Genomic DNA, 26,751 nt, shown 5'->3' on the forward strand with positions numbered 1-26,751 from the left:
GGCCTGCGCACCGACGCAGGCCGGGGTTTCGGCGATAGAGCGGGGTTTCGGCGGGGTAGGGAAAACCCGAACGGGAGTGTCCGGCTGACTCGGTGGGCGAGGTCGTGCGGCGGCCCTACCGTGGAAGCATGACCACACAGACTGCGACTCCCGAGGCCGCTGCGACCGGGAAGCCGCCGCTGCGCATCCCGCTCACGATCCTGCACCTCGCCGGAGTCGGGGTGATCGGGGGCGGCATCTTCGGGATGCTCGGCGGCCTCCTCGGCACCGGGCTCGGACTCCTCTTCGTCTTCGGCGTCGGCATCGTCGTGCTCGTGGGCCTCGTCTATGCGCTCTTCGGCGTGGGCTGGTTCGAGATCGCCCGCGTCGCCGGCCTGTACCGCGTGCCGAACGCCCCGCTCCGGCTCCAGCCGCGGGACCGTCCCGGCTTCGGCGGCTGGCTCCGCTCACTCGGGCGGCAGGCCATCGACGGACGGATGTGGCGCGCGGTCGCGAACTTCGCGATCACCGCGGTCCTCGGCTTCGTGGTGCTGCGGCTCTTCTGGGCCCTCCTCTGGTCGATCATCATCGCCTTCGCGCCGCTGACCTCGGCCGAGACGATCATCGGTCCCTTCGGCGGCGGGCAGATCCCGGTGTCCTGGGCGCCCCTGATCGGCATCCTCGGTGCGCTCGCCTCGGCCGCCGGCATCATCGGCCTCGCCCTCCTGGCTCGCACGCTGGCTTTGGCGATCGTCGCCCGGGCGCGGGAGGTCGAGCTCACCGAGCGCGTGCGGGCATCCACCGCCCAGCGGGAGGGAGCGGTCCGCGCGGCCGACCTGGAACGGACGCGGATCGAACGCGACCTCCACGACGGCGTCCAGCCGCGGCTCGTGTCCGTCGGGATGACCCTCGGGCTCGCGCAGCAGAAGATCGACACCGATCCCGACGCCGCGAAGGAGCTCATCTCCGAGGCGCACACGTCGACCAAGGCGGCGATCACCGAGCTGCGGCAGCTCGCGCGGGGCATCCACGCGTCAGTGCTCGACGACCGCGGCCTGGACGCCGCACTGTCGGCGCTCGCCAGCCGCTCCCCCATCCCCGTGCAGTTGGACGTGCGGATGGACCCTTCGACAGGCTCAGGGACCCAGGGGTACGGCTCAGGGACCCAGGGTGGCGGCGCAGGGACCCAGGGGTACGGCTCCGGGGCTCCGCGGCCGGGGCGCGATGCGGAGGCGGCGGTGTACTTCTCCATCGCCGAGTCGCTGACCAATGCGGCGAAGCACTCCCGGGCCAGCGAGGCGCGGGTCACGGTCCGGCTCCGCGAGGGGAACACCCTCTGGGCGCGGGTCGAGGACAACGGCATGGGCGGAGCCCAGGTCATCCCGGGCGGAGGCCTCGACGGCATCGCGAACCGGATCCTCGCCGCGGGCGGGACGTTCCGACTCGACAGCCCGCAGGGCGGTCCGACCAGCCTGGAGGTGAACGTGCCATGCGCATCCTGATCTGCGAGGACTCCGTCCTCCTGCGCGAGGGGCTCGTGCGTCTGCTCGAGGACGCCGGCCACGAGGTGGTCGCCGCCCTCACCGACACCACCGACCTCCGTGCCACTGTGGCATCCACCTCCCCGGACCTCTGCATCCTCGATGTGCGGCTCCCGCCCACGTTCACGGACGAGGGCATCCGCGCGGCGCTGGACCTCCGTGCCGTGCACCCGGCGCTCGCCATCCTCGTGCTGTCGCAGTACGTGGAGGAGCGCTACGCGTCGGATCTCATCGCCGCGCAGGGCGGTCCGCTCGGCTACCTCCTGAAGGACCGGGTGGCGGATGTCGCCGAGTTCATCGATTCGGTGCAGCGGATCGCCGACGGGGCCACGGTGCTCGACCCGGAAGTGGTGGCTCAGCTCCTCACCCGGCGGAACCGCGACGACCGCATGATGCGGCTCACCGAGCGGGAGCGCACCGTGCTGGCCCTGCTCGCCGAGGGCAAGTCGAACCAGGCGATCGCCGGCCTCCTCTTCCTCTCGGCGGCGAGCGTCGAGAAGCACATCACCTCCATCTTCCAGAAGCTGGGCTTCGAACAGGACGAGTCGGGCAACCGCCGCGTGCTCGCCGCCCTCGCCCACCTCGAGAACACGGGCGGCACGACGCCGCCGAACGGCCAGACAGGAGTCACACGATGACCACCGAGAACACCGGAGCACAGGGCGGCCACACCCCGATCACTCCTCCCCCGCCGCCGTCCGCGGCTTCCCCCACGCCGGCGCCCGGCGCGCCCGGACCCCGGCGCTCGTCCGGAGCGACCGCCGTCATGATCGTCACCGCGGTGGTCGGTGGGATCGCGCTGCTCGGAGCCGGAGGCACGGCGGCCGTCGCGGCGACCGGCACCCTCCTCTCCTCCAGCCGACCGGATTCGGTGCAGACGGTGGACGTCGACGGCGTCACCGCGATCGATCTCGACGCCGACGCGAGCATGGTCCGCATCGACTTCGGCGATGTCGACGCGGCGGAGCTCTCCGTGACCAACGGCCGCGGTGCGTGGACGTTCGAGCGCGAGGCGGACGAGCTCGTCGTCCGGAGTCCTCGACCGGCCTTCGGCTGGTGGTTCGGCAACTGGTTCGGCGACGACGAGCGCGCAGTCCTCACGCTGCCGGAGGAGCTCAGCGGCTCCGACCTCGACGCGAGTCTCACTCTCGATGCCGGCGCTCTCGACGTCTCCGGTGAGTTCGGCTCCCTGGAAGTCCAGATCAACGCCGGATCCCTCGACGTCTCCGGTGCGGCCTCGGCCTTCGATGTGCAGATGAACGCGGGACGCGCGGACGTCCTCCTCGACGGCGTCGACCAGGCGGATCTCGGCATCGCTGCGGGCGATCTGACGGTGGAGCTGACCGGCGATGCGCCGACGACGACCACGATCGACGTGAGCGCCGGATCGCTGAATCTGACCCTTCCCGACGTGGAGTATCGGATCAGTCAGGACGTCAACGCGGGCTCGTTCGATGCCCGGGTCGACGAGTCCCCGAGCGCTCGCCGCACGATCGACGTGTCCGTGTCGGCCGGCAGCGTGGACGTCAGTCCGGGACGGTGACCGGCCGAGGGCGAGGATCCCGGAGGGGGTCCTCGCCCTCGATTCGGATTTTCGGCGAAACTCCGGTAAAGTTCTGGAGGTTGACGGGGCTATAGCTCAGGCGGTTAGAGCGCTTCACTGATAATGAAGAGGTCCCAGGTTCAAGTCCTGGTAGCCCCACCCTTTCAATTCAAGAATTCCCTCACGGGGCCTTAGCTCAGTTGGTAGAGCGCCTGCTTTGCAAGCAGGATGTCAGGAGTTCGAATCTCCTAGGCTCCACCATCCTCCCCCTCACCGGTCGGTCGCCGTGAGTTCATGCGGCGCCGTGTTCAGGCGCTCGGCCCCGTCCGCCGTCACGACCACGATGTCCTCGATGCGGGCGCCCCATTCGCCGGCGAAATAGATGCCGGGCTCGATGCTGAAGGCCATGCCCTCTCGCAGCACGAGGTCGTTGCCGGGGGCGATGTAGGGCTCCTCATGCACCGAGACGCCGATCCCGTGACCCGTGCGGTGCAGGAACGCCTCGCCGAGCCCCGCCTCCGTGAGAACCGAGCGGGCGGCCGCGTCGACCTCCGCCGCCGTGACCCCGGGGCGCACCGCGTCCACGGCCGCCTGCTGGGCGCGGACGAGGGTGGCGATGCGATCGGCTGCCACCGGATCGGGAGTTCCGACGACGTAGGTCCTCGTGCTGTCCGAGTTGTAGCCGCTCGGCACCGCGCCGCCGATGTCGACGACCACCACGTCGTCCTGCTCGATGACCCGGTCGGAGACCTCGTGGTGCGGGTCGGCGCCGTTGGGCCCGGAGCCGACGATGACGAACTCGACGGTCCGATGCCCCTCCTCCACGATCGCCGCGGCGATGTCGGCGGCGACCTCCCGCTCGGTGCGGCCGGCGCGCAGCCATCCGGGCACGCGGCGGTGCACGGCATCGATCGCCGTGCCGGCTCGGCGCAGCTCGGCGATCTCCTCGTCGTCCTTGGTCATCCGGCCCTCGCGGAGGACGGGTGTCGCGAGCTCGAGCCGGGCCTGCAGCCGTTCCCCGATCGGGACGATGTGCAGCGCGGGAAGCGCATCCGACACCCCGACGCGGGAGACGGGACCTGTCGCCGCGGCGACGAGGGCGTACGGATCGTCGCCGTCGACCCAGTCGGCGACGGTCAGTCCGAGTTCTCCGACGGCCGTGCTGCGCACCTTGGCGAGCTCCATCCGCGGGACGATGACCGTCGCCGCGCCCTGCGGCGGCAGGACGAGGGCGGTCAGCCGCTCGATGGTGTCACCCTCGACGCCGAGGAGGTACTGCAGGTCGGGGCCGGGGCCGACGATGATCGCGTCGAGGCCAGCCTCCTGGGCGCGCTCCTGCGCGCGTGCCAGACGGCGGGAGTAGACGGCGGCCGAGAAGGGAAGGGTGCTCACAGGCACCACGCTAACGCGAGGGGCCCCGCTGCGTCAGACCCACTTCGGGATCAGCTGATCGCCTGGCGGATGCGTCCGGCGAGGAACTCGAGGTCCTTCTCCGTGAGCGCGGTCACCGCGTACGCGGTCGGCCAGACGGTGCCGTCATCGAGGTTGGAGATCGGCTCGAACCCGAAGGTGCCGTAGCGGACCTTGAACTTGCTGGCCGGCTGGAAGAAGCACAGCACCTTCCCGTCGCGCCCCCACGCCGGCATGCCGTAGTACGTCCGGGGCACGAGTTCCGGCGCCACCTCCGAGACCAGCGCGTGCAGCTTCTCGGCGAGCAGCCTGTCCTCGTCGGTGAGCTTCGCGACGGCCTCCTTGAGATCGGCCTCTCCGGCGGCCCGCAGCTCCTCGGGCGACTTCTTGGCCCGGGAGCGTCGGGTGCGGGCCTCCTTGGCAGCGGCCTGCATGGCCTCGCGCTCCTCGGCGGTGAAGTTCTTCTCGGTGTCAGCCATGATGTTCCTCTCGTGGGCCGGATGATGCTCCCAGCGTAGGGACGGCGCGTGATGTCGGGCTTCTCGATTCGTGATCGATCACCCCGATCGTCACGCGGCGGGGGACGGCCCGAGACCCGGATAAGGTGTGACGCATGGACCTGCGCGTCGCCGCATACGGGGTCGTCACCGATGAGGGTGGGCGCCTCCTGCTGGCGCGGTGGACCGAGGGTCGACGCGTGGCGTGGACGCTCCCGGGCGGCGGCCTGGAACCGGGCGAGGCGCCGGAGGACGCGGTGCGGCGGGAGCTCCGCGAGGAGACCGGGTACACCGTCCGGGTCGGACAGCTCCTCGGCATCCACTCCCGTGTCATCCCGGCCGGACGGCGCGTGCAGAAGTCGTCCGACCCCCTGCATACCCTGCGCATCGTCTATCGGGCCGAGGTCACCGGGGGGAAGCTGCGCTGGGAGACGGAGGGATCCACCGATCGCGCCGAGTGGTTCGCGCTCTCCGCCGTCGCCGGACTGCAGCGTGTACGGCTGGTGGACATCGCCCTGCGGATGGCCGGCCTGCTCTGAGGCTCCGGCGACGGTCAGCGCTCTTCGGGCACCGAGATGTCGGCGACGGTCGCGCCGTACGCCGCGATGAGGTCGTCGGCGTCGACGAACAGGCTGTAGCCGTGCGCACCGGCACCCATCGCGATCCGCTCGCCGACGATGGACTCATCGGCGTAGACCGGCCAGTCGGTGGTGCTGCCGATCGGGACGATGGTTCCGCGCTCGTAACCGGTCGCTGCGAGAGCGAGCTCGGGTTCGGGCAGACGGAGCTTGTTCACTCCGACGACGGCGCGCAGCTTCGGCCACGAGATGGACCGCCCACCCGGGACCAGCGCGAACAGATAGGTGTCATCCGAGCGCTTCACCACGAGGGTCTTCACGATCCCGGACGGCGGGATGCCGAGGATCTCGGCGGCTTCGACGAGGCTACGCGCCTGCGGCCGCTCGCGGATCTCGATGTCGAGTCCGCGGGCGGCCGCAGCATCCCTCACCCGCGCGTGCGGGTCGGGAGTGGTCACGCGTCGGGAGCCGACAGCGGGTCGTCGGCGACCCAGAGCTCGTCGTCGGCCCGCAGCGCCTGCCAGGCGGCGTAGAGCACGCCGACCGCGGCGGCGGCGCCCAGGACGATGGCGATGACGGATCCGAGGCCCGGACCCTTCTTCTGCGAGACGGCCTTGCGGGCCTTGTACTCGACGCCGTGGCGCTTCGCGTTCGCGACGTCCCAGGCGGTCAGCGCCGTACCCACGACCCCGCCGACGATGGGGACGACCTTGTCGTCCACGACATGCTTACCGGCCTTCACCGAGCGGTCGACGACCGGGGCGACGCGGCGGTTGTAGGTGTCCTGGACCACGGGGACGATCTGCTCGCGATTGAAGTTGCCGAGCTGGCGACCCGCCTCACGAGCGACGTCGGCGGCGTGGCCGACGAGCACCTGCTGGTCTTCCCACAGCTGGTTCGCGTCCTTCTGAAGACGACGAAGCTGCTTCTTCCGCTTGCGGCTGAGGCTCACGATGCTCTCCTGTCCATTGGAGTACGGGTTCCCCATCTTGCCACGAGAGGCTGGATGCGGCGAGGGAATCGCCCGCCCCTTGCATCATCGGCTCCCGCGTTGTACACGGCCGGCCCGCTCACCGGAAGCTCTGCGAGAATGAACGCATGGTTCACGCTTCCCACGTCGCAACTCTGCACACCAACCACGGTGACATCGTCATCAACCTCTTCGGCGACCACGCCCCGAAGACGGTCAAGAACTTCGTCGGTCTCGCCGACGGCTCCCAGGAGTGGACGCACCCCGCCACCGGCAAGCCGGGCGAGGGTCCCCTCTACAAGGACGTCATCTTCCACCGCATCATCCCGAACTTCATGATCCAGGGCGGCGACCCGCTCGGCCAGGGCGTCGGCGGTCCGGGGTACAACTTCGACGACGAGATTAACAACGAGCTCAACTTCAACGAGCCCTACATCCTCGCGATGGCCAACGCGGGCCTCCGCCGCAACGCCATCACCGGCAAGGTCGAGGGCACCAACGGCTCGCAGTTCTTCATCACCACCGACCCGACCCCGTGGCTGCAGGGCAAGCACACGATCTTCGGCGAGGTCGCCGACGACGCATCGCGCAAGGTCGTCGACGCGATCTCCGCGGTCCCGACGGCGGCGGGCGACCGCCCGATCGAGCCCGTGGTGCTGCAGTCGATCGACATCGTCGCCGCCTGACGACTGCGACGGCCGATCCGGATGACGACGCCCGAGTTCACGAACAACCGTGAGAACTTCTGCTACCGGCATCCGGATCGGCAGTCCTTCGTGCTCTGCCAGCGGTGCCTCCGCACCATCTGCCCCGAGTGCCAGACGCCCGCCCCGGTCGGCGTGATCTGCCCCGAGTGCATGGATGCCGAGCGCAAGAACCGCACCCCCGCTCAGAAGAAGGCCGCGCGACGCTGGCGCGGCGGCGGCGCCACGACCATGGGGGCCGTGCGCAGCGGCAAGCCCGTCGTCACGTACGTCCTGCTGGCGGTGACGTCGTTCATCGGCCTCGTGCAGCTCATCCCCGGGCTCAACGCCCCGATCATCCAGGCTCTCGGCTTCTACGCGCCGTTCCTCTACCCGAACCTCTCCCTCCTGCCGTTCGAGCCGTGGCGACTGCTGACCGTGCTGTTCGTGCATGGGGGCTTCGTGCATCTCGCCCTGAACATGCTCGCCCTGTGGATGCTCGGGCAGAACCTCGAACCGATGCTCGGTCGTGTCCGCTATCTCGCGCTGTACCTCATCAGCGGTCTCGGCGGATCCGTCGCGGTGGCCGTCCTCGCGCCGGAGACGTGGACGGTCGGCGCCTCCGGGGCGATCTTCGGGCTCCTGGCGTCGCTCCTGATCATCGGGCGCCACATCGGGGCCAACGTCACGGGCATCCTCGTGATCCTCGGCATCAACTTCGCCTTCGGGTTCTTCGCCGGTGGCATCTCCTGGCAGGCGCACCTCGGCGGGGCGATCACGGGCGCGCTCGTGGCCCTCATCTATGTCCGCACGAAGCGCCGCGACCAGCGGACCTGGCAGATCGTGTCGCTCGCCGCCCTGGTGGTGCTGTTGATCGTCGTGGTCGCCGTGGTGCCGCCCCTCATCCTTTTGGCCTGATCCCGAGTTGTTAACAGGGTTGTTAACGCCTGTGAATAACATCGGTGTAATTCTCCCCAGTGTGGGGATAACCTGTGGATAACGTCCGCCTCTCGGACAGACGAAAGAACCCCTCGCCGCGGTGGCGAGGGGTTCTTGTCGTTGCGGCCGGTCAGCGCCAGCGTGTGGTCATGAGGAATCCGATGAGGGCGATGCCCAGACCGATGGCCAGATTCCAGTTGTCGAGGCCGGGGATGGGGAACTGCATGCCCGAGATGTAGAAGACGAGGATCCAGGCGAGGCCGAGGAGCATGAAGCCGATCATCACCGGCTTGAACCAGACGGCGTTGGGAGCGGCGTCGCCCTCGGCGCGCTCGACGGCGGGTTCTTCGGTCTTGCGGTCACGTGCCATGCCGTCATTGTACCCGGGAGACCTCGGCGCCGACGAGACGTGAGGACGCGGATCGGCGGTGCCCCGACTCCTGCTGCACAGGTGGGGCGGATATGATCACGCCCATGACTGCATCTGTCGTGCCTGGGGGGCGGCGCGGACGGCGGCAGCGACCCCGGTCGCGCGCCACGTTCGCGAGTGTGCTCGGCGAACTCCTCCTGACCGCCGGCGTCATCGTGCTCCTCTTCGTCGCCTGGCAGATGTGGATCGGCGACATCATCATCGCCGCCCAGAAGAACGAGGAGGGCGCCGCGATCTCGCAGCAGCTCGCCGCGGGCGAAGCCCCCGAGCTCCCGCCTCTCATCGAGACGGACGATGGCGAGACGGTCTATCAGGCGCCGATCCCGGCGGCACCGGCCGACGGCGAGTGGTTCGGGCAGATGCACATCCCCCGGTTCGGGGCCGACTACAACTTCGGGATCTACGGGGGGACCAGCCGGGCGCGCACCCTCGATCAGAAGGGCATCGGGGTCTACACGCAGTCGAAGATGCCCGGAGAGGTCGGCAACTTCTCGCTCGCCGGCCACCGCACGACCTGGGGCAAGCCGTTCAACCAGCTCGACAAGCTGCACGTGGGCGACGCGATCGTGGTGGAGACGCCGGACGGGTGGTACACCTACCGGTTCCGCACCCTGGAGTACGTGAAGCCGACGCAGACCGACGTGCTCGCCGACGTGCCGCAGATGCCGGAGCAGCAGACGGGGGAGCAGTACATCACGTTGACGGCATGCTCGCCGCTGTACTCGCTCGCCGAGCGCATCGTCGCGTACGGGGTGTTCGAGAGCTTCCAACCGCGAGCCGAGGGACCCCCGCCGGCCCTGACCGATCCGCCACCGCCGCCGGCCGCGCCGTCCGTGTGACCCCCCAGGAGAGAGAAGACCCATGTACGCCGCACTCTGGCGCCTGCTGCCCGGCCCGTGGTGGCTGCGCGTCCTCATCCTGCTCGTGGTGATCGCCGCGGTGCTCTACGCGCTGTTCTGGTACGTGTTCCCCTGGGTCAGCCCCCTCATCTCCCCCGGCGAGGTCGACGTCGAATGACGCGCGTCCTGGTGGTCGACAACCACGACAGCTTCGTGCACACCCTCGTCGGCTATCTCCGGGAGCTCGGGGCGGACACCACCCTCGTCGAGTCGGACGCGACGGACGCCGCGGCGGTGGAACGGATGCTGGACTCCCACGACGCCCTCCTCCTCTCTCCCGGGCCCGGGGCCCCCGTCGACGCCGGGGTCTCTGTCGAGGCCGCCCGGATCGCGATGCGGCGCGGCGTGCCCACGCTCGGCGTGTGTCTGGGACATCAGGTCATCGGAGCCGCGCTCGGGGCGCCCGTCCGGTCGGCACCTGCGGTGATGCACGGCATGGTCTCGGCGGTCCGTCACGACGGCTCCGCGCTGTTCGCGGGGCTCCCGTCGCCGTTCGACGTCGGGCGCTACCACTCGCTCGCTCTCGCGGCGGGCGACCTGCCCGCCGACCTCACCGTGACCGCCACCGCGCCCGACGGCACCGTGATGGCCCTCGCGCACCGGACATTGCCGCTGCACGGGGTGCAGTTCCACCCGGAGAGCGTGCTCACCCGCGGTGGCTATCGACTGCTCGCGAACTGGCTCGGGCTGTGCGGCGACGAGGAGGCCGTCTCCCGATCCGCGCGCCTCGATCCGCTGGCGCGCTGAGCCGGCGGGTCCGGGTCAGGATCCGGTGCAGTAGCGGAGCTCGACCGACGACCCGACGGGCACGTCGCCCGGCGCGACGGACATCGAGTGCACGGTCGCCGGATCCGACGCCGGGCACTCCGGGGCCTCGGTCGGCACCGGGGTGAGCCCGATACTCTCGAGCTCCTCCGTGGCCGAATCCATGGACCAGCCGACGATGTTCTTCAGCGTCACCTTGCCGCTGGCGACCTCGAGGTTCACCACCGTGCCCGGGGCCACCTCGGCATCCTCTTCTTCACTGGCCGTCATGACGGTGTTCGCGGCAAGACCCTTGTCGTTGCGCTGGGTCACGGTGCCGAGCTCGAGTCCCGCGTCCTGGAGCGCCTTCGTGGCGGCATCGAGGGACATGCCCTCCAGCTTCGGCACGACGACCGTCTCCTCGCCCGAGGAAACGTAGAGCGTGACGGTCGAGCCCTGCTCCACCGACACCCCGCCCTCCGGATCCGTGCGGATGACGTTGCCCTCCGCGATCGAGGGACTCGACTCGATGACGATCTTGGAAGAGAGGTCGAGTTCCGCGAGGTCGTCCTGCGCACGTTCCGAGGCGACGTTCGTCAGATCCGGGACGACGCGCGAGGTGCTGGGCACGTCGGCGGGCCGCATGCTGATGGTCCAGACCCAGAACAGCACGGAGGCCAGGAGCACCGCGAGCAGGGCGACGCCGGCCCAGATCCACGCGACGGGCGGCCCCGACTGCGTGCGGGCCATGGTGGTGTCGGTGCTGAGTTGACGGAGCGATCGCGCCGTCTCCTGCGCCTGCCGCGGATTGGGTCCGTAGAGCTCGCTGGTCAGCGCGCCGATCTGCTTGCGCGTCGGTGCCGCACCCGTCACCGCCGCGTCGAGGGCGGCGCGGAAGTGGGCGGCGTCCGGATACCGCTGGTACGGGTCCTTCGCGAGGGCACGGAGCACGATCGGATCGAGGGCGGCGGGAGACTCCTCGTTGACCTCGGAGGGCGGCACCGGCGTCTCGCTGACGTGCTGGTAGGCCACGGCCACCGGGGACTCCCCGCGGAACGGCTGGCGTCCGGTCAGCAGTTCGTACAGCACGACCCCGGTGGAGTAGAGGTCCGCACGCGCGTCGACGGGCTCGCCCTTGGCCTGCTCGGGGGAGAAGTACGCGGCGGTGCCGATGATCTGCGTCGTCTCGGCGACGGTGGAGGAGGAGTCGGACACCGCGCGCGCGATGCCGAAGTCCATCACCTTCACCTGACCCTTGTCGGTGACCATGACGTTGCCGGGCTTGATGTCGCGGTGCACGACGCCGGCGCGGTGCGAGTAGTCGAGCGCTTCGAGGATGCCGTCGACGTAACGCACCGCGTCCTCGACGGGCACCGGACCGTCGGCGATGATCTTCTTGAGGAGCGTGCCCTTGACGAGCTCCATGACGATGTACGGCGGCTCGTCGGAGGAGCTGTCGACCGTCGAGGGGTCGCCCGCGTCGTACACGCGGACGATCGATGGGTGCGACATGCGGGACGCCGACTGCGCCTCGAGACGGAACCGCGTCCGGAAGCTGGTGTCGCGGGCGAGCTCGGGATCGAGGATCTTGATCGCGATCTCGCGGCCCAGGGTCAGGTCGTACCCGCGGTACACCTTCGCCATCCCGCCATGCCCGATGAGCTCGTCGACGCGGTACCGGCCCGCGATGACTCGTGGCTCTGTGGACACGGATGAACCCCCTGGAATCGACTGCGGCTGGACTGGCTATTCAGGCTACCCTTCGGTGCTCTCCCCGCTGTCACCCTCGCCGTCCTCCGGAGCGACGATGGTGACGGACAGCGGCGGCGAGGCGTTCGACGTCCGCTGGTCCCCACCCGAGCACAGGCCCTGGTAGGTGGCGATGAGCTGCTGGCCCACGGCGTCGCCGACCGTCACCTGCGCGTTGCGCTGGGTCGGCTGGAAGTTCGGGCCGCCCGCGGCGAAGGTGCCGTTCTGCAGCGAGACGACGTAGCCGGACAGGGTGGTGCCGCTGGGGCACGTGAAACCGGTGCCCCAGGAGATGGTGACGGTGCTGCCCGCGACCGGGTCCCCGGTGATCGTCGGCTTGTCCGTCGGCGTCGGGAGAGGCGTGCGGCCGGCGTAGACGGTCAATGCGATCGGGGTGGTCGTCGCGACGTTGCCCGAGGGCTGCACGCGGTAGACCTTGCCCACCTCGCCGTCGCTCGGCGCGGGGTCGCCGTCGGCGCACGTGATGTCGCTGAAGCCGGCCTCCTTGAGCGTCGCCGTCGCCGTGGCGCAGTCCATGTCGGTGAGGTTCAGCGCCGTCACGTCGACGCGCGTCTCCTGAGGAGTGGGCGGCGCCGAGGGCGTCTCGGACTCGACCTGGGTGGGGGTGCGGCTCGAGCTCCCGGTGGGCTTGGGATCCGCGTCGTCGGTCTGGGGTCCGAACAGCGCCCACAGCGTGCCGCCGGCCACGATGAGCAGCAGCACGAGCAGCGCGATGAGCGGCCACGTCCAGGCGCTCTTCTTCTTCTTTTTCTTCTCCTGCTCCTCCGCGGCGGCCTCGTCGGTGGGAAGCTGCGCGGTGGTGGGGAGGATGCGTGTCGTGCCGTCGTCACCGGTCGCGGTGAGCATGCGCGTGGCGTCGTCGTCGCCGGCGATGCCGCCCGTCGCGATGGCGGGCACGGCGATGGCCGCGGAGTTCAGGTCGCCGCGACGCAGGGCCTGGGCCGCGCGGGCGACCGTGGCCGAGGAGGAGGGGCGATCCGCCGGCTTCTTGGCGATCATCGCCATGACCAGGTTCTGCACGGGGATCGGGACCGTCGGCGGCAGCGGCGGCGGCTGCTCGTTGATCTGCGCCATGGCGATCGCGACCTGCGACTCGCCGGTGAAGGGGCGCTTGCCGGCGAGGCACTCGTACGCGACGATGCCCAGCGAGTAGGTGTCGGTCGCGGGGGAGGCCGGGTGACCCGACGCCTGCTCCGGCGACAGGTACTGCACCGTGCCCATGACCTGGCCGGTCGCGGTGAGCGGGACCTGATCGGCGATGCGGGCGATGCCGAAGTCGGTGATCTTCACACGGCCGTCGGGCGTGATCAGGAGGTTCCCCGGCTTGATGTCGCGGTGCACGAGACCCGCGGCGTGCGCGGCCTGGAGGGCCGAGGCGGTCTGCGCGACGATGTCGAGCGTCTTGTCCGCGCTCAGCGAGCCGTCCCGCTCGAGGATCGTCGACAGGGCCTCACCCGGCACGAGCTCCATGACGAGGTAGGCGCTGCCGTTCTCCTCGCCGTAGTCGAACACGCTGGCGATGCCCTCGTGGTTGACGAGCGCGGCGTGACGCGCCTCCGCGCGGAACCGCTCGAGGAACCCGGGGTCCCCCATGTACTCGTCCTTGAGGATCTTGATGGCGACGGTGCGACCGATGACGTGATCCGTCGCCTCCCACACCTCGCCCATGCCGCCGATCGCAATACGCGACTGCAGCTCGTAGCGACCACCGAACGACACACCCTGCGTCGGCCTCATCTGCCCAGCACCGCCTCTATGACCTTCTTCGCAATCGGAGCGGCGATGGTGTCCCCGCTTCCTGATTGACCCTGTCCGCCGCCGTTCTCGACGACGACCGCTACCGCGACCGCGGGGTCGTCCGCGGGGGCGAACCCCGTGAACCACAGCGTGTGCGGCCTGTTTCCGTTCTCCGCCGTTCCCGTCTTACCGGCTACGTCGACCCCGTCTATTCTTGCACCCTGCGCCGCACCGTTTGAGACGCTCGCGACCATGGCGGAGGTGACGTCGTCGGCGACGTCGGCGTCCATCGCGCGCCCGAACTCGGTGCTCTCGAACGACCGGATCACCGAGAGGTCGTTGCCGATCACGGCGTCCACCATCTGCGGGTTCATGACCACGCCGTCGTTCGCGATGCCCGCCGAGACCATGGCGATCTGCAGCGGCGTCGCGGTGACCTGTCCCTGCCCGAACCCGGTGAGCGCGGTCTGCGCGTCGTCCAGGCCCTGGGGGTAGCTGGAGGGCGTCGAGGTGAGGGGCGTGTCGAAGCTGCGGTTGAAGCCGAACTTCTCGGCCATCTCCCGGATCGTGTCGTCGCCGAGCTCGACCGCGAGCTCGGCCATGGGGATGTTGCAGCTGAGGCGGATCGCCTCGGCGATCGTGACGGTCTCCCCGGGACCGCAGGCGCCTCCCCAGGCGTTGGAGACGCGATTGTTCGAGCCGGGGAGCGTGTACGACGTCGGGTTGGGCAGCGTCGACTCCGGCGTCCAGTCTCCGCTCGCGTAGGCGGCGGCCGCCACGACGATCTTGAAGGTCGAGCCCGGGGGGTTGAGGTCACCCGCGATCGCCCGGTTGGAGAGCGGCTTGCCCGGATCGGCCACCAGCTCGTCGTACGTGGCGTTGGCCGCGTTCGCGTCGTGCGTCGCCATGCGGTTCGTGTCGAAGCCCGGGGTGGAGGCCATCGCGAGGATGCGTCCGGTCTTCGGGTCCATCGCGACGACCGCTCCCTGCAGGCCGTCCAGGGCCTCGACGGCGGCGCGCTGTGCGGCGGTGTCGAGGGAGAGTTCGACGCTGAAGCCGCGCTGAGGCTGGCCGGAGAGGATGCGCTCGATCTCGGCGAAGAAGGCGTTCGAGCCGGTCCCGGAGAGATCGGCGTTCATCGCCTCCTCGATGCCGGTGGCCGAACCCAGGGCGGGGTTGAAGTACCCGGTGACGGGTTCCCACAGGCCCGGGTCGGTGTACACGCGCTGGAACCGGTACTGGTCGTCGCTCGGGACCGAGTTGGCGATGGCGGTGCCGTCGACGATGATCGCGCCACGCTGGATCTCGTAGCTGTCCAGCCGCGTCCGCTTGTTGTGCGGGTTCTGCGACAGGACATCGGTCTCGACGACCTGGATCCAGCTCGTCGCGGCGAACAGCGCGACGAACATGAACAGCATGACGATGCTGAGTCTGCGGAGCTCTTTGGTCATGTCAGCCGATCACCACCCTGGGCTGACGGCGGACGCCGTCGGAGATGCGGAGCAGGAGCGCCACGATGAGCCAGTTCGCGACGAGGGAGGAGCCGCCGGCGGCGAGGAACGGCGTGGTCAGACCCGTCAGCGGGATGACCCGCGTCACGCCGCCCACCATGATGAAGACCTGGAGGGCGATCGTGAACGACAGTCCCGTGGCGAGCAGCTTCCCGAAGTCGTCCTGACCCGCGAGCCCGATGCGGACGCCGCGGCTGACGAACACCATGTAGAGGCAGAGGATCGCGAAGAGGCCGATGAGGCCGAGCTCCTCGCCGAGGCTCGTGATGATGTAGTCGCTGTGCGCCAGCGGGGTGATCTCCGGGCGGCCCTGGCCCCAGCCGGTGCCGATGAGGCCGCCGCGGGCGAGACCGAACAGTCCCTGCATGGGCTGGTAGCCGGCGACGTCGGGGTCGACCTTGGAGGAGTCGAACAGGAACAGCCAGTTGATGAAACGACCCTGCACGTAGCTGAGGATCTGCGAGGCGGCGGCGACGCCGGCCACCACGAGGCCGAGACCGATCAGCACCCAGCTCGTCTTGCCCGTCGCGACATAGAGCATCGCCACGAACATGCCGAAGATGAGCGTTCCGGTGCCGAGGTCGCGCTGGAAGACGATGATGCCGAGCGAGACGAGCCAGACGACGAGGACCGGACCGAGTTCGCGCATGCGCGGCCAGGTGATGCCGAGCACCCGCTTGCCGACCGAGGTCAGGCTCTCCCGCGTGCGCACGAGGTAACCGGCGAAGAAGATCGCCAGGCAGATCTTGGCGAGCTCGCCGGGCTGGAAGGCGAACATGCCGCCCAGCGACACCCAGACCTGGGCGTTCGCGTCGGGGATCCGCAGACCGGGCACGAACGGCAGGAGCAGCAGGAGGATGCCGGCGAGGCCGAAGATGTAGGTGTACCGGAAGAGGATCCGGTAGTTGCGCAGCAGGATGACCACCGCGATCGCGCCGGCGAGGGAGATGGCCGTCCAGGCGAGCTGCTTGGTGGAGTAGGCGTTCCACCCGGTGTTCCCGAACGCGATGTCGATCCGGTAGATCATCGCGACGCCGAGGCCGGTGAGCAGCGTCGCGATCGGGACCACGAACGGGTCGGCGTCGGCGGCGACGAAGCGGAGCACGACGTGCAGCGCGAAGGCGAGGGCGGCGAGTCCGCCGCCGATCGCCAGGATCATCGGGTCGATCGTGCCGAGAGCGCCGAGCTGGACGAGCGTGAGGGCGGCGCCGCTGATCGCGCAGGCGAAGAGGAGCAGCCAGAACTCGCGGTTGCGCTGCGTCTGAGGCATGCGCAGTCGGCGCAGGGCCTTGATGACGGTGGTGTCGGCCTGGACGTCGGTGCTCATCCCGCACCTCCCGACGGCGTCTCGGTCGGCGAGGGGAGCGGGGTGGGCAGCGGCGTCTGCTCGATGATGTTGGCCTCGGCGCCGGAGCGGAGCCGGTCGACGATGGCCATCGCGTCCGAGAGCGAGCGGGCGCTGATGGTGCGCTCGACCGAGGCCCGCTGATACGGCGGCAGATCGGCGAGGAGGATCTCGGTGTCATCGACCGGGGTCGACAGGGTGATCGGACCGATGTTCTGCTGAACGCCCTGGAAGATCACCACGCTGTCCTCGTCGGCGCCGATGAAGTAGCGCGTCTGCGTCCAGCTGTATGCCGCGAACGCGGCGAAGCCGAGCATCGCGAGGACGACGACCGCGCCGGCGATCCAGCCCAGTCGGCGGCGCTTGGCGCGACGGCGATCCTCCTCGATCAGCTCCTCGAGGTACTCGGGCGCCGGCTCGAAGTGGCTCGGCTCGTTCGCGGCCTGCCGCACCGGGTGCAGCCAGTTGCTCCGCGGCGCGCGGACCGGCGGCACGTAGACCCCGGACGGGTTCGACGCCGCGCCGACGATCGTGGCGGTGCCGGAGTGGACGGGGTGCTGTCCGCCGACGTCGACGATCACGATCGTGACGTTGTCCGGGGCGCCGCCGTCGAGGGCCTGCTTGAGGAGGTTGTCGGCCGTGCGCCCCGGGGCGAGCCCGAGCTGCATGGCCTTGAGGATGCGCGCCTCGTCCACCACGCCCGAGAGGCCGTCGGAGCACAGCAGCCAGCGGTCGCCGGGCTGCGCGTGCATGACGAACATGTCGAGCTCGGGGTCGGCGTCCATGTCGCTGAGCACCCGCATGAGCACCGAACGACGCGGGTGGTATCTGGCCTCTTCCGGGGTGATCCGGCCGGAGTCGACCAGTCGCTGCACGAAGGTGTGGTCCGCGGTGATCTGCGTGAGCGCGTCGTCGCGGTAGAGGTAGATGCGCGAGTCGCCGATGTGGCCGATGACGGCGTACTCGTCGACCATGATGATCGCGCTGAGCGTGGTGCCGAGCCCGGCGAGCTCGGGACGATCCTTCGCGGCGCGGATGAGATCGCCCGCGGCTGTCGTGGCGGCGGCCTGGAGGGCGGCCTGCGCGTCCTCCGTGGAGGAGTACGGCTGATCCAGCGGCTCCATGCGCTGGATCGCGATGCTGGAGGCGACGTCGCCGCCCGCGTGTCCGCCCATGCCGTCGGCGACGACGAACAGGTTCGCCCCGGAGTATCCGGAGTCCTGGTTGTTGGAGCGGACCTTCCCGGTGTGGGAGATCGCGGCGCTCGAGCCTTCGAAGACCATGCCGGCGTCAGGCCCTCAGCTCGAACGTCGTCGCGCCGACCTTGACCGGGGTGCCGAGGCTGAGGGAGACCGGGCCGCCCGTCACCCGCTGGCCGGCCACGAAGGTGCCGTTCGTCGAGTCGAGGTCCTGGATCGCCCACGTGTCGCCGCGGAGCAGGAGCCGGGCGTGATGGCTGGACGTGTAGTCGTCGCGGATCACCAGAGCGGATTCGCTGGAGCGGCCGATCGTCATCGCGTCGGAGCCCAGGGGCAGTTCGAGACCCGCCTTCGGTCCGGACGTGATCACGAGGCGCTTCGCCGTGGCCACGGTCGCGGGCCCGGTCGACGGTCGCGCCGACGAGGGACGGGGCGGGGCAGCCGGTGCCGCGGCCGGAGCGGCGGCGGGTGCTCCCGCTGTCGCCTCCGCGGGGAGCTTCCGAGCGCGCACCCCGAACAGGTCGGCGCGCAGGGAGTAGACGACCCCGAACACGAAGAACCACATCAGCACGAGGAAGCCGATGCGGAGCAGGAGCAGGACCAGTTCACTCATCCGAGGGCTCCGAACACGCGGGTCGCGTCGTCGTCGGGGCGCGACGACCGCGACGGGGTGGCGACGGGGACGATGCGGAACACGAGGTCGGTACGACCGATCGTGATCGTGGTGTCGGAGGGGAGCGCGGCCTCGCGGAGCTTCTGCCCGTCGACCTTCGTGCCGTTGGTGGATCCCATGTCGCGGAGCATCGCGCGCTCGCCGTCCCAGAGGATCTCGGCGTGACGACGGCTGGATCCCGCGTCGGCGATGGTGATGTCGGCGTCGGAGCCACGGCCGATCACGGTGCGGGCACGGGTGAGGGTGTGCCGGCGTCCGTCGACGTCGACCACGGCCTGCCAGCTCACGCGTCCTTCGACGGTGCCCGAGGTGACGCGCACGGTGCCGGTGGCGACCTTGTCGTCCGCCTCGAGTGTGAGGGACAGGGGGCCGGCGAAGCTGTAGCCCTGCGACTTCGCGTGCTTCGTGAGGAGTGCGTGCAGCTCGTCCGTCAGCGCGCCGCCGAGCCCGCGCATGCGCTCCGCGTCGTCGGGGCTCAGGCGCACGACGTAGTTGTTGGGCGCGATGATGCGGTCACGGCTCACCACGGCCGCAGTGGTATCCGCCTCGCGTCGCAGCGCCGAAGCGATCTCCACGGGCTGGATGCCGCTGCGGAAGGTCTTCGCGAACGCGCTGTTCACTGCGCGCTCGAGACCCTTCTCAAAGCTGTCAAGTAGTCCCACTGGGCTCCTCTGGCATGCCGACCGGTAGGGACATCGTAGCCAGGTGACCTGGGGGAACGCCGCCGACGCCCCTGCCGGGGTGTGCAACGCGGGCGAAAACGCGTGATATCCTCGGAAAGTTGAGTTCTTCGGAGCGAGACGCTCGCGCGAGTGGCGGAATGGTAGACGCGCTGGCTTCAGGTGCCAGTGTCCGTATGGACGTGGGGGTTCAAGTCCCCCCTCGCGCACAGCGAGACATTCATGAAAGAGTCGGTCAGAGTCTGACCGGCTCTTTCTGTTTCCCCGCGAACGCTTATCGAACGGTCTGCAGCATGAGCCCCTGGATGCACACCGTCGGACTCGTCCTCGTCCGCATCGTCTACCCCGGTGCCCTGGCTCTGACCGCGTTGCTGCTCCTCTGGTATGGCTTCGGCGTTCTGGACGAGACGCCCGGGTTCGCCTGGGTGATGATCGCGACGGGGGGAGCAGGGTTCCTTCTCTCCCTCTTCCTCCTCTGGCGTCTCAACAATGCCCGCGGTCGCGAGGATTTCCGGTGGTACGTCGTGCCGGAGGACGGGGCGGAGGAGTCCGTCCCGCCGGAGCCGATCTCGGCCGAGGAGAGGGAGCGCCTCACCCTCGAGCTGGACGAGGTGAACCGTCGGTGGCGGGAGGCGCTGGAGGCCGGTTTCCTCTCCGGTGGCTCGCTCGCCGCCCACGAGATCCGCGCGGAACTCGAGGAGCGCGCCGATGCTCTGCGTCGTCGACTCGAGGCGCCTTCCACCCCCGATCGCTGACCTGAGTCCTCATCCTGGGGGGACGAAAGTCGCCCTGGAGTTCCCTGATCGCTCGCCTTACCCTCGGCGGTATCCCAGCTCGGGGAGCGGGTGAGCCGGGATCTGGACAGGGGAGTGTTCATGCGGGGTTCTCTGCGCACGCGGTCTGGTCGAGAAGAGAAGATGGATCGGAGAGCGCGACGACGGCCACGGTCATCACCGCGGACGTCGTGGGCGGTGGCGACCATGCTCGCCCTCGTGCTGGGATCGCTCGTCGCGCCCGTGGTGCCCGCGACAGCAGCCCCGGGCGACCCGGCTCAGCTGTACCTCGGCGTGTCGTATGAAGGACCCGTCGTCGGGTCGGACAAGGATCTGACCGCCCCCACCGAGTGCCCGGCGAACTCCGTCCTCACGGCCGTGCGGACGGAGAACCGCACCGCGGACGCGCCAGGCTCCTCGGCGAACTCGATCCTTACGCGCTTCAGCCTCCAGTGCTCGTCGATCACCGTGAGCAATGCGGGGGTCATCACCTCCACGGTGAACCCCACGTGGATCGAGGGGCCGGTCTACGACCAGGGTCGCGGGAACGTGCAGACGGCGACGTGTCCGGCGAACACCTTCGTGCATCGCATCACCGGCACCACCTTCGTCGGCGACAACGGCGCGCGGTGGCCCTCGTCCGTGCAGATCACGTGCCGTCCGATGACTTTCACCACCGCGGGGGAGCTGCGGATCGACCTCGCGGCCTCCGCCACCGTCCTCACCGCCGGGCAGAACTTCAACACGAACGGCGGCCTCAACACGCCGACCCCCCGATGCGGCCCCGCCGGGACGACCGGGACGAGCGACATCGTCGTGCGCGGCTACCGCGCGCAGAGCGGTGGCGAGGGCATCGACGGGTTCAACCCTTCCTGTACGACCATCCCCGACGACTTCGGCGATGCGCCGGCCAGTTACGGCTCGGCCTCCCAGGAGCTGAATGCGGCGACGTATCTCGGGTGGTCGGCCGATGCCGAGACGGCGATGCAGTACAGCGCGAACGCGACGGGCGACAACGTCGTCGGCGGCACGGCCCCGAACCAGACCATCAACGACGAGACGGGGCTGGCGTCGTTCGGGCCGATCATGGCGAGCGTGACGAACACCTATTCGGTGTCGGTGCTGGCGTCGAACAAGGTGCCGGGTGTGCCGGCGACCCTGGTCGGCTGGATCGATTTCAACCGCAACGGCGTGTTCGATGCGAACGAGGGCGCCACCGCGACGGTCCCCGCGGGCACGGCGGACGGCTCATCCGTGACACTGAACTGGTCCGGCATCGCCTCGCAGACGGTGGGCGGGCAGACGTTCGCCCGATTCCGCATCCAGAGCGGGACGGGGTTGACGACGGCGACGCCGACGGGGACGGGCGGTCCGGGTGAGGTGGAGGACTACGCCGTCACGATCACGGCTCCGGCGCCCTCTCTGGCGTTGACGAAGACGGTCACGCCGACCACCGCCAGCGCGGCGGGGGACACGGTGACCTATTCGTTCGCGGTCACGAACACCGGCAACGTCGCCGTCTCGGGGCTCGGCATCCGCGAGTCCGCGTTCAGCGGTACGGGGACGCTCGGGGCGGTGAACTGTGCGGCGACGACGCTCGCCGTGGGGCAGAACACCACCTGTACGGCGGCGTACACGCTGACCCAGGCGGACATCGACGCGGGCACGGTGACGAATACCGCGCTCGCCACCGGAACCTCCGAGGCCAACACCGGCGTGGAGAGCAACCCGAGCACCGCGACGGTCACGACGACCCGTACCCCGGCGCTCACGGTCGTGAAGTCGGCGACCCCGTCCGGACCGGACGACTTCACGGTCGGACAGGTGATCGACTACTCGTTCATCGTCACCAACACGGGCAACGTGACCGTCTCGAACATCGCGGTGAACGAGACGGCGTTCACGGGCTCCGGGACGCTCTCGGCGGCCGTATGCCCGACGGCACCGCTCGCCCCGGGCGCGCAGGCGACCTGTACCGCGAGCTACACCCTGACCCAGGCCGACGTGAACGGGGGATCGGTCAGCAACACGGCGACCGCCACCGGTGTGCCTCCCGGGTCGCTGACGCCTCCGGTGTCTCCGCCGTCGACCGTGCGCGTGCCGGTGGACCCGGCTCCGGCGATCTCGCTGGAGAAGAGCTCCGAGACGACCGCGATCACCGGCGCCGGGCAGACCATCGACTACTCCTTCCTCGTCACGAACACCGGGAACGTGACCCTGACGAACGTCGGCATCGACGAGGAGTCCTTCTCCGGCACCGGAGCCCTCGACGTGACCTGCCCCGCCGGCGCCGGATCCCTCGTTCCGGGAGCGCAGGTGACCTGCACCGCGAGCTACACCGTGACGGCCGCGGACTACAACACCTCGGCGCTCACGAACACGGCCAGCGCGACGGGAACGCCGCCGACGGGCGCGGCACCCGTGTCGTCGCCGTCCACGGTCGAGATCCCCGTCACCGCCGCCCCGGCGCTCACGGTGGCGAAGTCGGCGGACCGCACGGAGATCACCGCGGCCGGACAGACGATCACCTACTCGTTCCTCATCAGCAACACGGGGAACGTGACCATCGACGACGTCGGGGTGACGGAGACGTCGTTCACCGGCACCGGTACCGCTCCGGTCGTCACCTGCCCCGCGGCGGCCGCCTCCCTGGCCCCCGGCGCCCAGGTGACGTGTACCGCGCCCTACGTGGTGACGCAGGCGGACATCGACGCGGGCGGGGTGACCAACACCGCGACCGTGACGGGGGAGCCGCCCACGGGGGAGCCGCCGGTGTCACCGCCCTCGACCGTGGTGGTCCCCGCGGACGAGACGCCCGCGATCACCCTCGTCAAGACGGCCGATCCGACGTCGATCACCGCCGCCGGGGCGACCGTCGACTACGCCTTCCTCGTGACGAACACGGGCAACGTGACCCTCACCGACATCACCGTGACCGAGACCGCGTTCTCCGGCACGGGCACGGCGCCGGAGATCACCTGCCCCGCCGCCGCGGCGGCACTCGCTCCGGGCGCCCAGGTGACCTGCACCGCGTCCTACGAGGCGTCGCAGGCGGACGTCGACGCGGGTCAGGTGACCAACACCGCCACCGCGACGGGCACGCCGCCCCGCGACCTCGAACCGCCGGTGTCGGCGCCCTCCACGGCGATCGTCACGGTGCCCGGCGCGCCCACCCTCACGGTCGCGAAGACGGCCGACCGGACGGAGATCACCGCCGCGGGGGACGTCATCACCTACTCGTTCCTCGTGACGAACACGGGCAACGTGACCATCGCGGACGTGACCGTCGACGAGGTGTCGTTCTCGGGTACCGGTGCGACTCCCGTCGTCACCTGCCCCGCAGCGGCCGCGTCCCTCGAACCCGGAGCTGAGGTGACGTGCACGGCGACCTACGAGGTGACGCAGGCCGACATCGATGCAGGCGGCGTGACGAACACCGCCACCGTGACGGGCGACCCGCCCGGAACCCTCGAGCCGCCGGTGTCGCCGCCGTCGGAGGTCGAGGTGCCGTCGATCCAGACGCCCGGCATCACGGTCGTGAAGTCGGCCGATCCCTCCACCGCCGCCGGCTACACGGTGGGGACGGAGATCACCTACACCTTCGTGGTGACGAACACGGGCAACGTGACCCTCACCGACGTGACGGTGGACGAGACGGCGTTCACGGGCTCGGGAGAGGTGTCGGCGATCACGTGTCCCGCGGGGGCCGCATCGCTCGCGCCGGGGGCGCAGGTCGAGTGCACCGCCACGTACACGCTGACGCAGGCCGACATCGACGCCGGGCAGCTGTCGAACACGGCGACGGCGACGGGCACGCCGCCGTCGGGGACGCCACCGGTGTCGCCGCCGACGACGGTGGAGATCCCCGGCGACCCGGCCCCGGCGCTGACCGTGACGAAGACCGCTGACCGGACGGAGATCACGGCAGCGGGGCAGACGATCACCTACTCCTTCCTCGTGACGAACACCGGGAACGTCACGGTGCGCGACGTCACGGTGGAGGAGGGCACCTTCACCGGTACGGGTCCTGCCCCGGTGGTGACCTGTCCGGCGGGTGCCGCCACGATGGTTCCCGGCGCGCAGGTCACGTGCACCGCCGAGTACGTCGTCACCCAGGCCGACATCGACGCGGGTGGGGTGACCAACACCGCCACGGTGACGGGCACGCCGCCGTCGGGGGAGCCGCCGGTGTCGCCGCCGTCCGAGGTCGAGGTGCCGTCGGAGCCGTCGCCGGGGCTGACGGTGTCGAAGACGGCGGACCGGACCGAGATCACGGCCGCGGGCCAGACGATCACCTACACGTTCGTCGTCGCGAACACCGGCAACGTCACTCTGACGGACATCGAGGTGACGGAGGCCTCCTTCACCGGTACGGGGACTCCGCCGGTGATCGAGTGCCCGCCTGCGGTGTCCTCGCTCGCACCGGGGCTCGACGTCACCTGCACCGCGGAGTACGTCGTCACCCAGGCCGACATCGACGCGGGCGGAGTGACCAACACGGCGACCGCCACGGGCACGCCGCCGTCGGGGGAGCCGCCGGTGTCACCGCCGTCTGAGGTCGAGGTGCCGTCGGAGCCGTCGGCGGGCCTGTCGGTGGTGAAGTCGTCCGACCGGTCGACGATCACCGCGGCCGGCCAGACGATCACCTACTCCTTCCTGGCCACCAACACGGGCAACGTGACGATCGCCGACGTGACGGTGGAGGAGACGGGCTTCACCGGCACCGGCACGGCTCCGGTCGTGACGTGTCCGGCGGGCGCCGCGTCGCTCGCGCCGGGAGCCCAGGTCACCTGCACCGCGCCGTACGTGGTCACGCAGGCCGACCTCGACGGCGGCGGGGTGACGAACACCGCGACCGTGACCGGCACGCCGCCCTCGGGTGAGCCCCCGGTGTCGCCGCCGTCGACCGTCCTGGTCCCCGGTGACCCGGCTCCCGCGCTGACCGTGGCGAAGACGGCCGACCGCACCGAGATCACCGCGGCGGGCCAGACGATCACGTACTCGTTCCTCCTCACGAACACGGGCAACGTCACGCTGACGGATGTCGGGGTGGACGAGGTCTCGTTCACCGGCACCGGCACGGCGCCGGTGGTGACCTGTCCCGCGGGGGCGGAGTCCCTCGCTCCGGGAGCGGAGGTGACGTGTACCGCGCCGTACGTCGTGACGCAGGCCGACATCGATGCGGGTGGCGTCACGAACACCGCTACCGGCACGGGGACACCGCCGTCGGGGCAGCCGCCGGTCTCGCCGCCCTCGACGGTCGAGGTGCCCTCGGACGGGTCGCCGGCCCTCACGGTGGCGAAGACCGCGGACCTCACGCGGATCAGCGCCGCAGGGCAGACGATCACGTACTCGTTCCTCATCACCAACACGGGCAACGTCACGATGACGGATGTCGGCGTGGACGAGGTGTCGTTCTCGGGGACGGGAACCGCGCCGGTGATCACGTGTCCGGCCGCGGCGGCCTCGCTGGCCCCCGGTGCGTCCGTGACCTGCACGGCGCCGTACGTGGTCACCCAGGCGGATGTGGATGCCGGGCGACTCACGAACACGGCCGTCGCGACGGGAGAGCCGCCGACCAGCGAGCCGCCGGAGACGCCTCCGTCGACGGTGGAGGTGCCCGGTGACCGGAACCCGGCGATCGCCGTGGTGAAGTCGGCCAGCCCCGACACGGCGGCGGCCTACGTCGTGGGCCAGGACATCACCTACTCCTTCGTCGTGACCAACACCGGCAACGTCACGCTGACGGATGTCGCGATCACCGAGGGCGACTTCTCCGGGACGGGTCCGCTGTCGGCGATCGACTGCCCGGCCGGGACCGCGTCGATGGCCCCCGGGGCCCAGCTCATCTGCAGGCGACGTACGTGCTGACGCAGGAGGACATCGACGCCGGCCAGGTGACGAACTCCGCGACCGCGACCGGTGTGCCGCCCGGGGACCTGCAGCCCCCGGTGTCGCCGCCGTCCGAGGCGCGCGTCCCCGCGCTGCCGACCCCGGGCCTCAGCATCGTGAAGTCCGCGACCCCGGCCGTGATGACCACCGTGGGGGAGACGCTGGAGTACTCCTTCGTCGTGACCAACACGGGCAACGTGACGCTGAGCGACGTGGCGGTCGAGGAGACCGAGTTCTCCGGAGAGGGCGACCTCTCGGCCATCTCCTGCCCCGATGAGGCCGCGCGCATCATCCCCGGGCAGACCGTGACCTGCACGGCGACGTACACGACGACGCAGGCGGACGTCGACTCCGGCCGGCTGACCAACACGGCCACGGCCACCGGCACACCGCCATCGGGCACGCCGCCGGTGTCGCCGCCGTCGACCGTCGAGGTGCCCTTCGACGGGACGAACGAGCTTGCGATCGAGAAGCGCGCGACGACCGTGGACGTGAACGGCAACGGGATCGTCGACCTCGGCGACCGGGTGGAGTGGACGATCGTCGTCAGCAACATAGGGGCGCAGACGGTCTCCGACATCGTCGTGTCCGATCCGACCGCGGGCCCGGTGACCTGCCCGGCGACCAGCCTCGCCTCCGGGGAGCGGATGACGTGCACCGTGCCGCCGCACACCATCGATGCCGCCGACGTGCGTCGCGGTGAGGTGCGCAACGTCGCAGCCGTGAGCGGGAACACGCCGGGCGGGCCGATCGATCCGCCGACCTCGCAGACGGTCACCCGCGTGGTGCCGACGCCGCCGACCGGGCTCGCGGTCACGGGTGGGACGCTCGCCGCCGGCGGCCTGCTGCTGGGCGGAGTGATGGTCCTCGCCGGCCTGGGTCTCGGCCTCACGCGGGTGCGACGGCGAGAGGAAGAGCAGGAACAGCGCTGACCGAGCGTCGTCCGTGGCGGGTGCGT

General features: G+C 70.1%; 24 protein-coding genes and 3 tRNA genes. 15 read left to right on the forward strand and 12 right to left on the reverse strand.

Annotation, left to right across the window (positions count from 1 at the left end):
* Positions 1–128 precede the first annotated feature (128 nt).
* The 5 genes from ACFU8V_RS02685 to ACFU8V_RS02705 all read left to right on the forward strand — a co-directional run bounded on the left by ACFU8V_RS02685 (position 129) and on the right by ACFU8V_RS02705 (position 3,324).
* Complete coding sequence (locus ACFU8V_RS02685; protein WP_378868812.1) at positions 129–1,481, forward strand: histidine kinase; 1,353 nt, start codon at positions 129–131, stop codon at positions 1,479–1,481.
* Complete coding sequence (locus tag ACFU8V_RS02690; RefSeq protein ID WP_025102879.1) at positions 1,469–2,158, forward strand: response regulator transcription factor; 690 nt, start codon at positions 1,469–1,471, stop codon at positions 2,156–2,158. Before ACFU8V_RS02685 ends, ACFU8V_RS02690 begins: the two co-directional genes overlap by 13 nt.
* Positions 2,155–3,063, forward strand: a complete 909-nt coding sequence (locus ACFU8V_RS02695) for a DUF4097 family beta strand repeat-containing protein (RefSeq protein WP_249521413.1) — start codon at positions 2,155–2,157, stop codon at positions 3,061–3,063. Before ACFU8V_RS02690 ends, ACFU8V_RS02695 begins: the two co-directional genes overlap by 4 nt.
* 85 nt (positions 3,064–3,148) lie before the next feature.
* A tRNA-Ile gene (locus tag ACFU8V_RS02700) sits at positions 3,149–3,222 on the forward strand.
* Between the two features lie 26 nt (positions 3,223–3,248).
* A tRNA-Ala gene (locus ACFU8V_RS02705) sits at positions 3,249–3,324 on the forward strand.
* A gap of 9 nt (positions 3,325–3,333) precedes the next feature.
* Here the strand turns inward: ACFU8V_RS02705 and ACFU8V_RS02710 are convergent.
* The gene (locus ACFU8V_RS02710; RefSeq protein WP_378868816.1) at positions 3,334–4,455 is read right to left on the reverse strand and encodes a M24 family metallopeptidase; all 1,122 of its coding nucleotides are present in this window, start codon (positions 4,453–4,455) and stop codon (positions 3,334–3,336) included.
* A gap of 50 nt (positions 4,456–4,505) precedes the next feature.
* Positions 4,506–4,952 (reverse strand): hypothetical protein, encoded by a 447-nt coding sequence (locus ACFU8V_RS02715; RefSeq protein ID WP_338567039.1) that lies wholly within the window; start codon positions 4,950–4,952, stop codon positions 4,506–4,508.
* Positions 4,953–5,086: 134 nt separating this feature from the next.
* Between ACFU8V_RS02715 and ACFU8V_RS02720 the strand changes: the two genes are divergently transcribed.
* Positions 5,087–5,509, forward strand: coding sequence for an NUDIX hydrolase (locus ACFU8V_RS02720; RefSeq protein ID WP_025102883.1), 423 nt, complete (start codon positions 5,087–5,089; stop codon positions 5,507–5,509).
* Between the two features lie 14 nt (positions 5,510–5,523).
* Here ACFU8V_RS02720 and ACFU8V_RS02725 read toward each other — a convergent pair whose 3' ends face one another.
* Complete coding sequence (locus tag ACFU8V_RS02725) at positions 5,524–6,006, reverse strand: YbaK/EbsC family protein (protein ID WP_366215803.1); 483 nt, start codon at positions 6,004–6,006, stop codon at positions 5,524–5,526.
* On the reverse strand, positions 6,003–6,500 hold the full coding sequence (locus ACFU8V_RS02730) for a hypothetical protein (RefSeq protein ID WP_025102885.1): 498 nt from the start codon (positions 6,498–6,500) through the stop codon (positions 6,003–6,005). Before ACFU8V_RS02730 ends, ACFU8V_RS02725 begins: the two co-directional genes overlap by 4 nt.
* 146 nt (positions 6,501–6,646) lie before the next feature.
* Here ACFU8V_RS02730 and ACFU8V_RS02735 point away from each other — a divergent pair, with 146 nt between their 5' ends.
* Together ACFU8V_RS02735 and ACFU8V_RS02740 are read left to right on the forward strand one after the other, a co-directional pair.
* Positions 6,647–7,204, forward strand: coding sequence for a peptidylprolyl isomerase (locus tag ACFU8V_RS02735; protein WP_025102886.1), 558 nt, complete (start codon positions 6,647–6,649; stop codon positions 7,202–7,204).
* Positions 7,205–7,225: 21 nt separating this feature from the next.
* Entirely contained in the window at positions 7,226–8,119 is an 894-nt protein-coding gene (locus ACFU8V_RS02740; protein WP_025102887.1) for a rhomboid family intramembrane serine protease, read from the forward strand.
* Positions 8,120–8,270: 151 nt separating this feature from the next.
* On the opposite strand, the gene ACFU8V_RS02745 is transcribed toward ACFU8V_RS02740, so the two are convergent.
* Complete coding sequence (locus ACFU8V_RS02745; protein WP_025102888.1) at positions 8,271–8,510, reverse strand: cell division protein CrgA; 240 nt, start codon at positions 8,508–8,510, stop codon at positions 8,271–8,273.
* Between the two features lie 104 nt (positions 8,511–8,614).
* Between ACFU8V_RS02745 and ACFU8V_RS02750 the strand changes: the two genes are divergently transcribed.
* The 3 genes from ACFU8V_RS02750 to ACFU8V_RS02760 are packed head-to-tail and all read left to right on the forward strand — an operon-like array spanning position 8,615 to position 10,216.
* A complete protein-coding gene (locus tag ACFU8V_RS02750; protein ID WP_378868825.1) occupies positions 8,615–9,409 on the forward strand; it encodes a class E sortase in 795 nt (264 codons plus the stop codon).
* A 22-nt stretch (positions 9,410–9,431) separates the two neighbouring features.
* Complete coding sequence (locus tag ACFU8V_RS02755; RefSeq protein ID WP_036292274.1) at positions 9,432–9,587, forward strand: membrane protein; 156 nt, start codon at positions 9,432–9,434, stop codon at positions 9,585–9,587.
* Complete coding sequence (locus ACFU8V_RS02760) at positions 9,584–10,216, forward strand: aminodeoxychorismate/anthranilate synthase component II (RefSeq protein ID WP_025102890.1); 633 nt, start codon at positions 9,584–9,586, stop codon at positions 10,214–10,216. The genes ACFU8V_RS02755 and ACFU8V_RS02760 overlap by 4 nt, the downstream gene beginning before the upstream one ends.
* Positions 10,217–10,231: 15 nt before the next feature.
* Here ACFU8V_RS02760 and pknB read toward each other — a convergent pair whose 3' ends face one another.
* From pknB to ACFU8V_RS02795, 7 genes are read right to left on the reverse strand one after another with little or no spacing between them, the layout of a single operon-like run.
* On the reverse strand, positions 10,232–11,923 hold the full coding sequence (gene pknB / locus ACFU8V_RS02765; protein WP_303709542.1) for a Stk1 family PASTA domain-containing Ser/Thr kinase: 1,692 nt from the start codon (positions 11,921–11,923) through the stop codon (positions 10,232–10,234).
* Between the two features lie 45 nt (positions 11,924–11,968).
* A complete protein-coding gene (locus ACFU8V_RS02770; protein ID WP_240183548.1) occupies positions 11,969–13,720 on the reverse strand; it encodes a serine/threonine-protein kinase in 1,752 nt (583 codons plus the stop codon).
* Positions 13,717–15,171, reverse strand: coding sequence for a penicillin-binding protein 2 (locus ACFU8V_RS02775; RefSeq protein WP_025102893.1), 1,455 nt, complete (start codon positions 15,169–15,171; stop codon positions 13,717–13,719). Before ACFU8V_RS02775 ends, ACFU8V_RS02770 begins: the two co-directional genes overlap by 4 nt.
* A gap of 1 nt (position 15,172) precedes the next feature.
* Positions 15,173–16,558, reverse strand: coding sequence for an FtsW/RodA/SpoVE family cell cycle protein (locus ACFU8V_RS02780; protein WP_025102894.1), 1,386 nt, complete (start codon positions 16,556–16,558; stop codon positions 15,173–15,175).
* Positions 16,555–17,859, reverse strand: coding sequence for a PP2C family protein-serine/threonine phosphatase (locus tag ACFU8V_RS02785; protein WP_378868832.1), 1,305 nt, complete (start codon positions 17,857–17,859; stop codon positions 16,555–16,557). The genes ACFU8V_RS02780 and ACFU8V_RS02785 overlap by 4 nt, the downstream gene beginning before the upstream one ends.
* A gap of 7 nt (positions 17,860–17,866) precedes the next feature.
* Positions 17,867–18,388 carry an FHA domain-containing protein gene (locus ACFU8V_RS02790; protein ID WP_025102896.1) on the reverse strand — a complete coding sequence of 174 codons (522 nt, stop codon included), beginning with the start codon at positions 18,386–18,388 and terminating at the stop codon, positions 17,867–17,869.
* On the reverse strand, positions 18,385–19,110 hold the full coding sequence (locus tag ACFU8V_RS02795) for a DUF3662 and FHA domain-containing protein (protein ID WP_025102897.1): 726 nt from the start codon (positions 19,108–19,110) through the stop codon (positions 18,385–18,387). Before ACFU8V_RS02795 ends, ACFU8V_RS02790 begins: the two co-directional genes overlap by 4 nt.
* 144 nt (positions 19,111–19,254) lie before the next feature.
* On the opposite strand from ACFU8V_RS02795, the gene ACFU8V_RS02800 reads away from it, so the two are divergent.
* The 4 genes from ACFU8V_RS02800 to ACFU8V_RS02815 all read left to right on the forward strand — a co-directional run bounded on the left by ACFU8V_RS02800 (position 19,255) and on the right by ACFU8V_RS02815 (position 26,725).
* Positions 19,255–19,337 (forward strand) — tRNA-Leu (locus ACFU8V_RS02800).
* An 84-nt stretch (positions 19,338–19,421) separates the two neighbouring features.
* The gene (locus tag ACFU8V_RS02805) at positions 19,422–19,883 is read left to right on the forward strand and encodes a hypothetical protein (RefSeq protein WP_378868835.1); all 462 of its coding nucleotides are present in this window, start codon (positions 19,422–19,424) and stop codon (positions 19,881–19,883) included.
* A 225-nt stretch (positions 19,884–20,108) separates the two neighbouring features.
* The gene (locus tag ACFU8V_RS02810) at positions 20,109–25,772 is read left to right on the forward strand and encodes a GEVED domain-containing protein (RefSeq protein WP_378871773.1); all 5,664 of its coding nucleotides are present in this window, start codon (positions 20,109–20,111) and stop codon (positions 25,770–25,772) included.
* Positions 25,766–26,725 carry a hypothetical protein gene (locus ACFU8V_RS02815; protein ID WP_378868838.1) on the forward strand — a complete coding sequence of 320 codons (960 nt, stop codon included), beginning with the start codon at positions 25,766–25,768 and terminating at the stop codon, positions 26,723–26,725. Before ACFU8V_RS02810 ends, ACFU8V_RS02815 begins: the two co-directional genes overlap by 7 nt.
* Positions 26,726–26,751 lie beyond the last annotated feature (26 nt).

The sequence above is a fragment of the Microbacterium sp. NPDC057658 genome (assembly GCF_042799975.1).
Taxonomy (GTDB): domain Bacteria; phylum Actinomycetota; class Actinomycetes; order Actinomycetales; family Microbacteriaceae; genus Microbacterium.

Bases quoted from the DNA above. Each gene is read 5' to 3' on its own strand.
- ACFU8V_RS02810 (WP_378871773.1), top strand. From the start codon at position 20,109: ATGCTCGCCCTCGTGCTGGGATCGCTCGTCGCGCCCGTGGTGCCCGCG.
- ACFU8V_RS02785 (WP_378868832.1), bottom strand. From the start codon at position 17,859: ATGGTCTTCGAAGGCTCGAGCGCCGCGATCTCCCACACCGGGAAGGTC.
- ACFU8V_RS02805 (WP_378868835.1), top strand. From the start codon at position 19,422: ATGAGCCCCTGGATGCACACCGTCGGACTCGTCCTCGTCCGCATCGTC.
- ACFU8V_RS02740 (WP_025102887.1), top strand. From the start codon at position 7,226: ATGACGACGCCCGAGTTCACGAACAACCGTGAGAACTTCTGCTACCGG.
- ACFU8V_RS02780 (WP_025102894.1), bottom strand. From the start codon at position 16,558: ATGAGCACCGACGTCCAGGCCGACACCACCGTCATCAAGGCCCTGCGC.
- ACFU8V_RS02735 (WP_025102886.1), top strand. From the start codon at position 6,647: ATGGTTCACGCTTCCCACGTCGCAACTCTGCACACCAACCACGGTGAC.
- ACFU8V_RS02755 (WP_036292274.1), top strand. From the start codon at position 9,432: ATGTACGCCGCACTCTGGCGCCTGCTGCCCGGCCCGTGGTGGCTGCGC.
- ACFU8V_RS02685 (WP_378868812.1), top strand. From the start codon at position 129: ATGACCACACAGACTGCGACTCCCGAGGCCGCTGCGACCGGGAAGCCG.
- ACFU8V_RS02760 (WP_025102890.1), top strand. From the start codon at position 9,584: ATGACGCGCGTCCTGGTGGTCGACAACCACGACAGCTTCGTGCACACC.
- ACFU8V_RS02720 (WP_025102883.1), top strand. From the start codon at position 5,087: ATGGACCTGCGCGTCGCCGCATACGGGGTCGTCACCGATGAGGGTGGG.
- ACFU8V_RS02715 (WP_338567039.1), bottom strand. From the start codon at position 4,952: ATGGCTGACACCGAGAAGAACTTCACCGCCGAGGAGCGCGAGGCCATG.
- ACFU8V_RS02775 (WP_025102893.1), bottom strand. From the start codon at position 15,171: ATGACCAAAGAGCTCCGCAGACTCAGCATCGTCATGCTGTTCATGTTC.
- ACFU8V_RS02745 (WP_025102888.1), bottom strand. From the start codon at position 8,510: ATGGCACGTGACCGCAAGACCGAAGAACCCGCCGTCGAGCGCGCCGAG.
- ACFU8V_RS02790 (WP_025102896.1), bottom strand. From the start codon at position 18,388: ATGAGTGAACTGGTCCTGCTCCTGCTCCGCATCGGCTTCCTCGTGCTG.
- ACFU8V_RS02690 (WP_025102879.1), top strand. From the start codon at position 1,469: ATGCGCATCCTGATCTGCGAGGACTCCGTCCTCCTGCGCGAGGGGCTC.
- ACFU8V_RS02770 (WP_240183548.1), bottom strand. From the start codon at position 13,720: ATGAGGCCGACGCAGGGTGTGTCGTTCGGTGGTCGCTACGAGCTGCAG.
- ACFU8V_RS02750 (WP_378868825.1), top strand. From the start codon at position 8,615: ATGACTGCATCTGTCGTGCCTGGGGGGCGGCGCGGACGGCGGCAGCGA.
- ACFU8V_RS02695 (WP_249521413.1), top strand. From the start codon at position 2,155: ATGACCACCGAGAACACCGGAGCACAGGGCGGCCACACCCCGATCACT.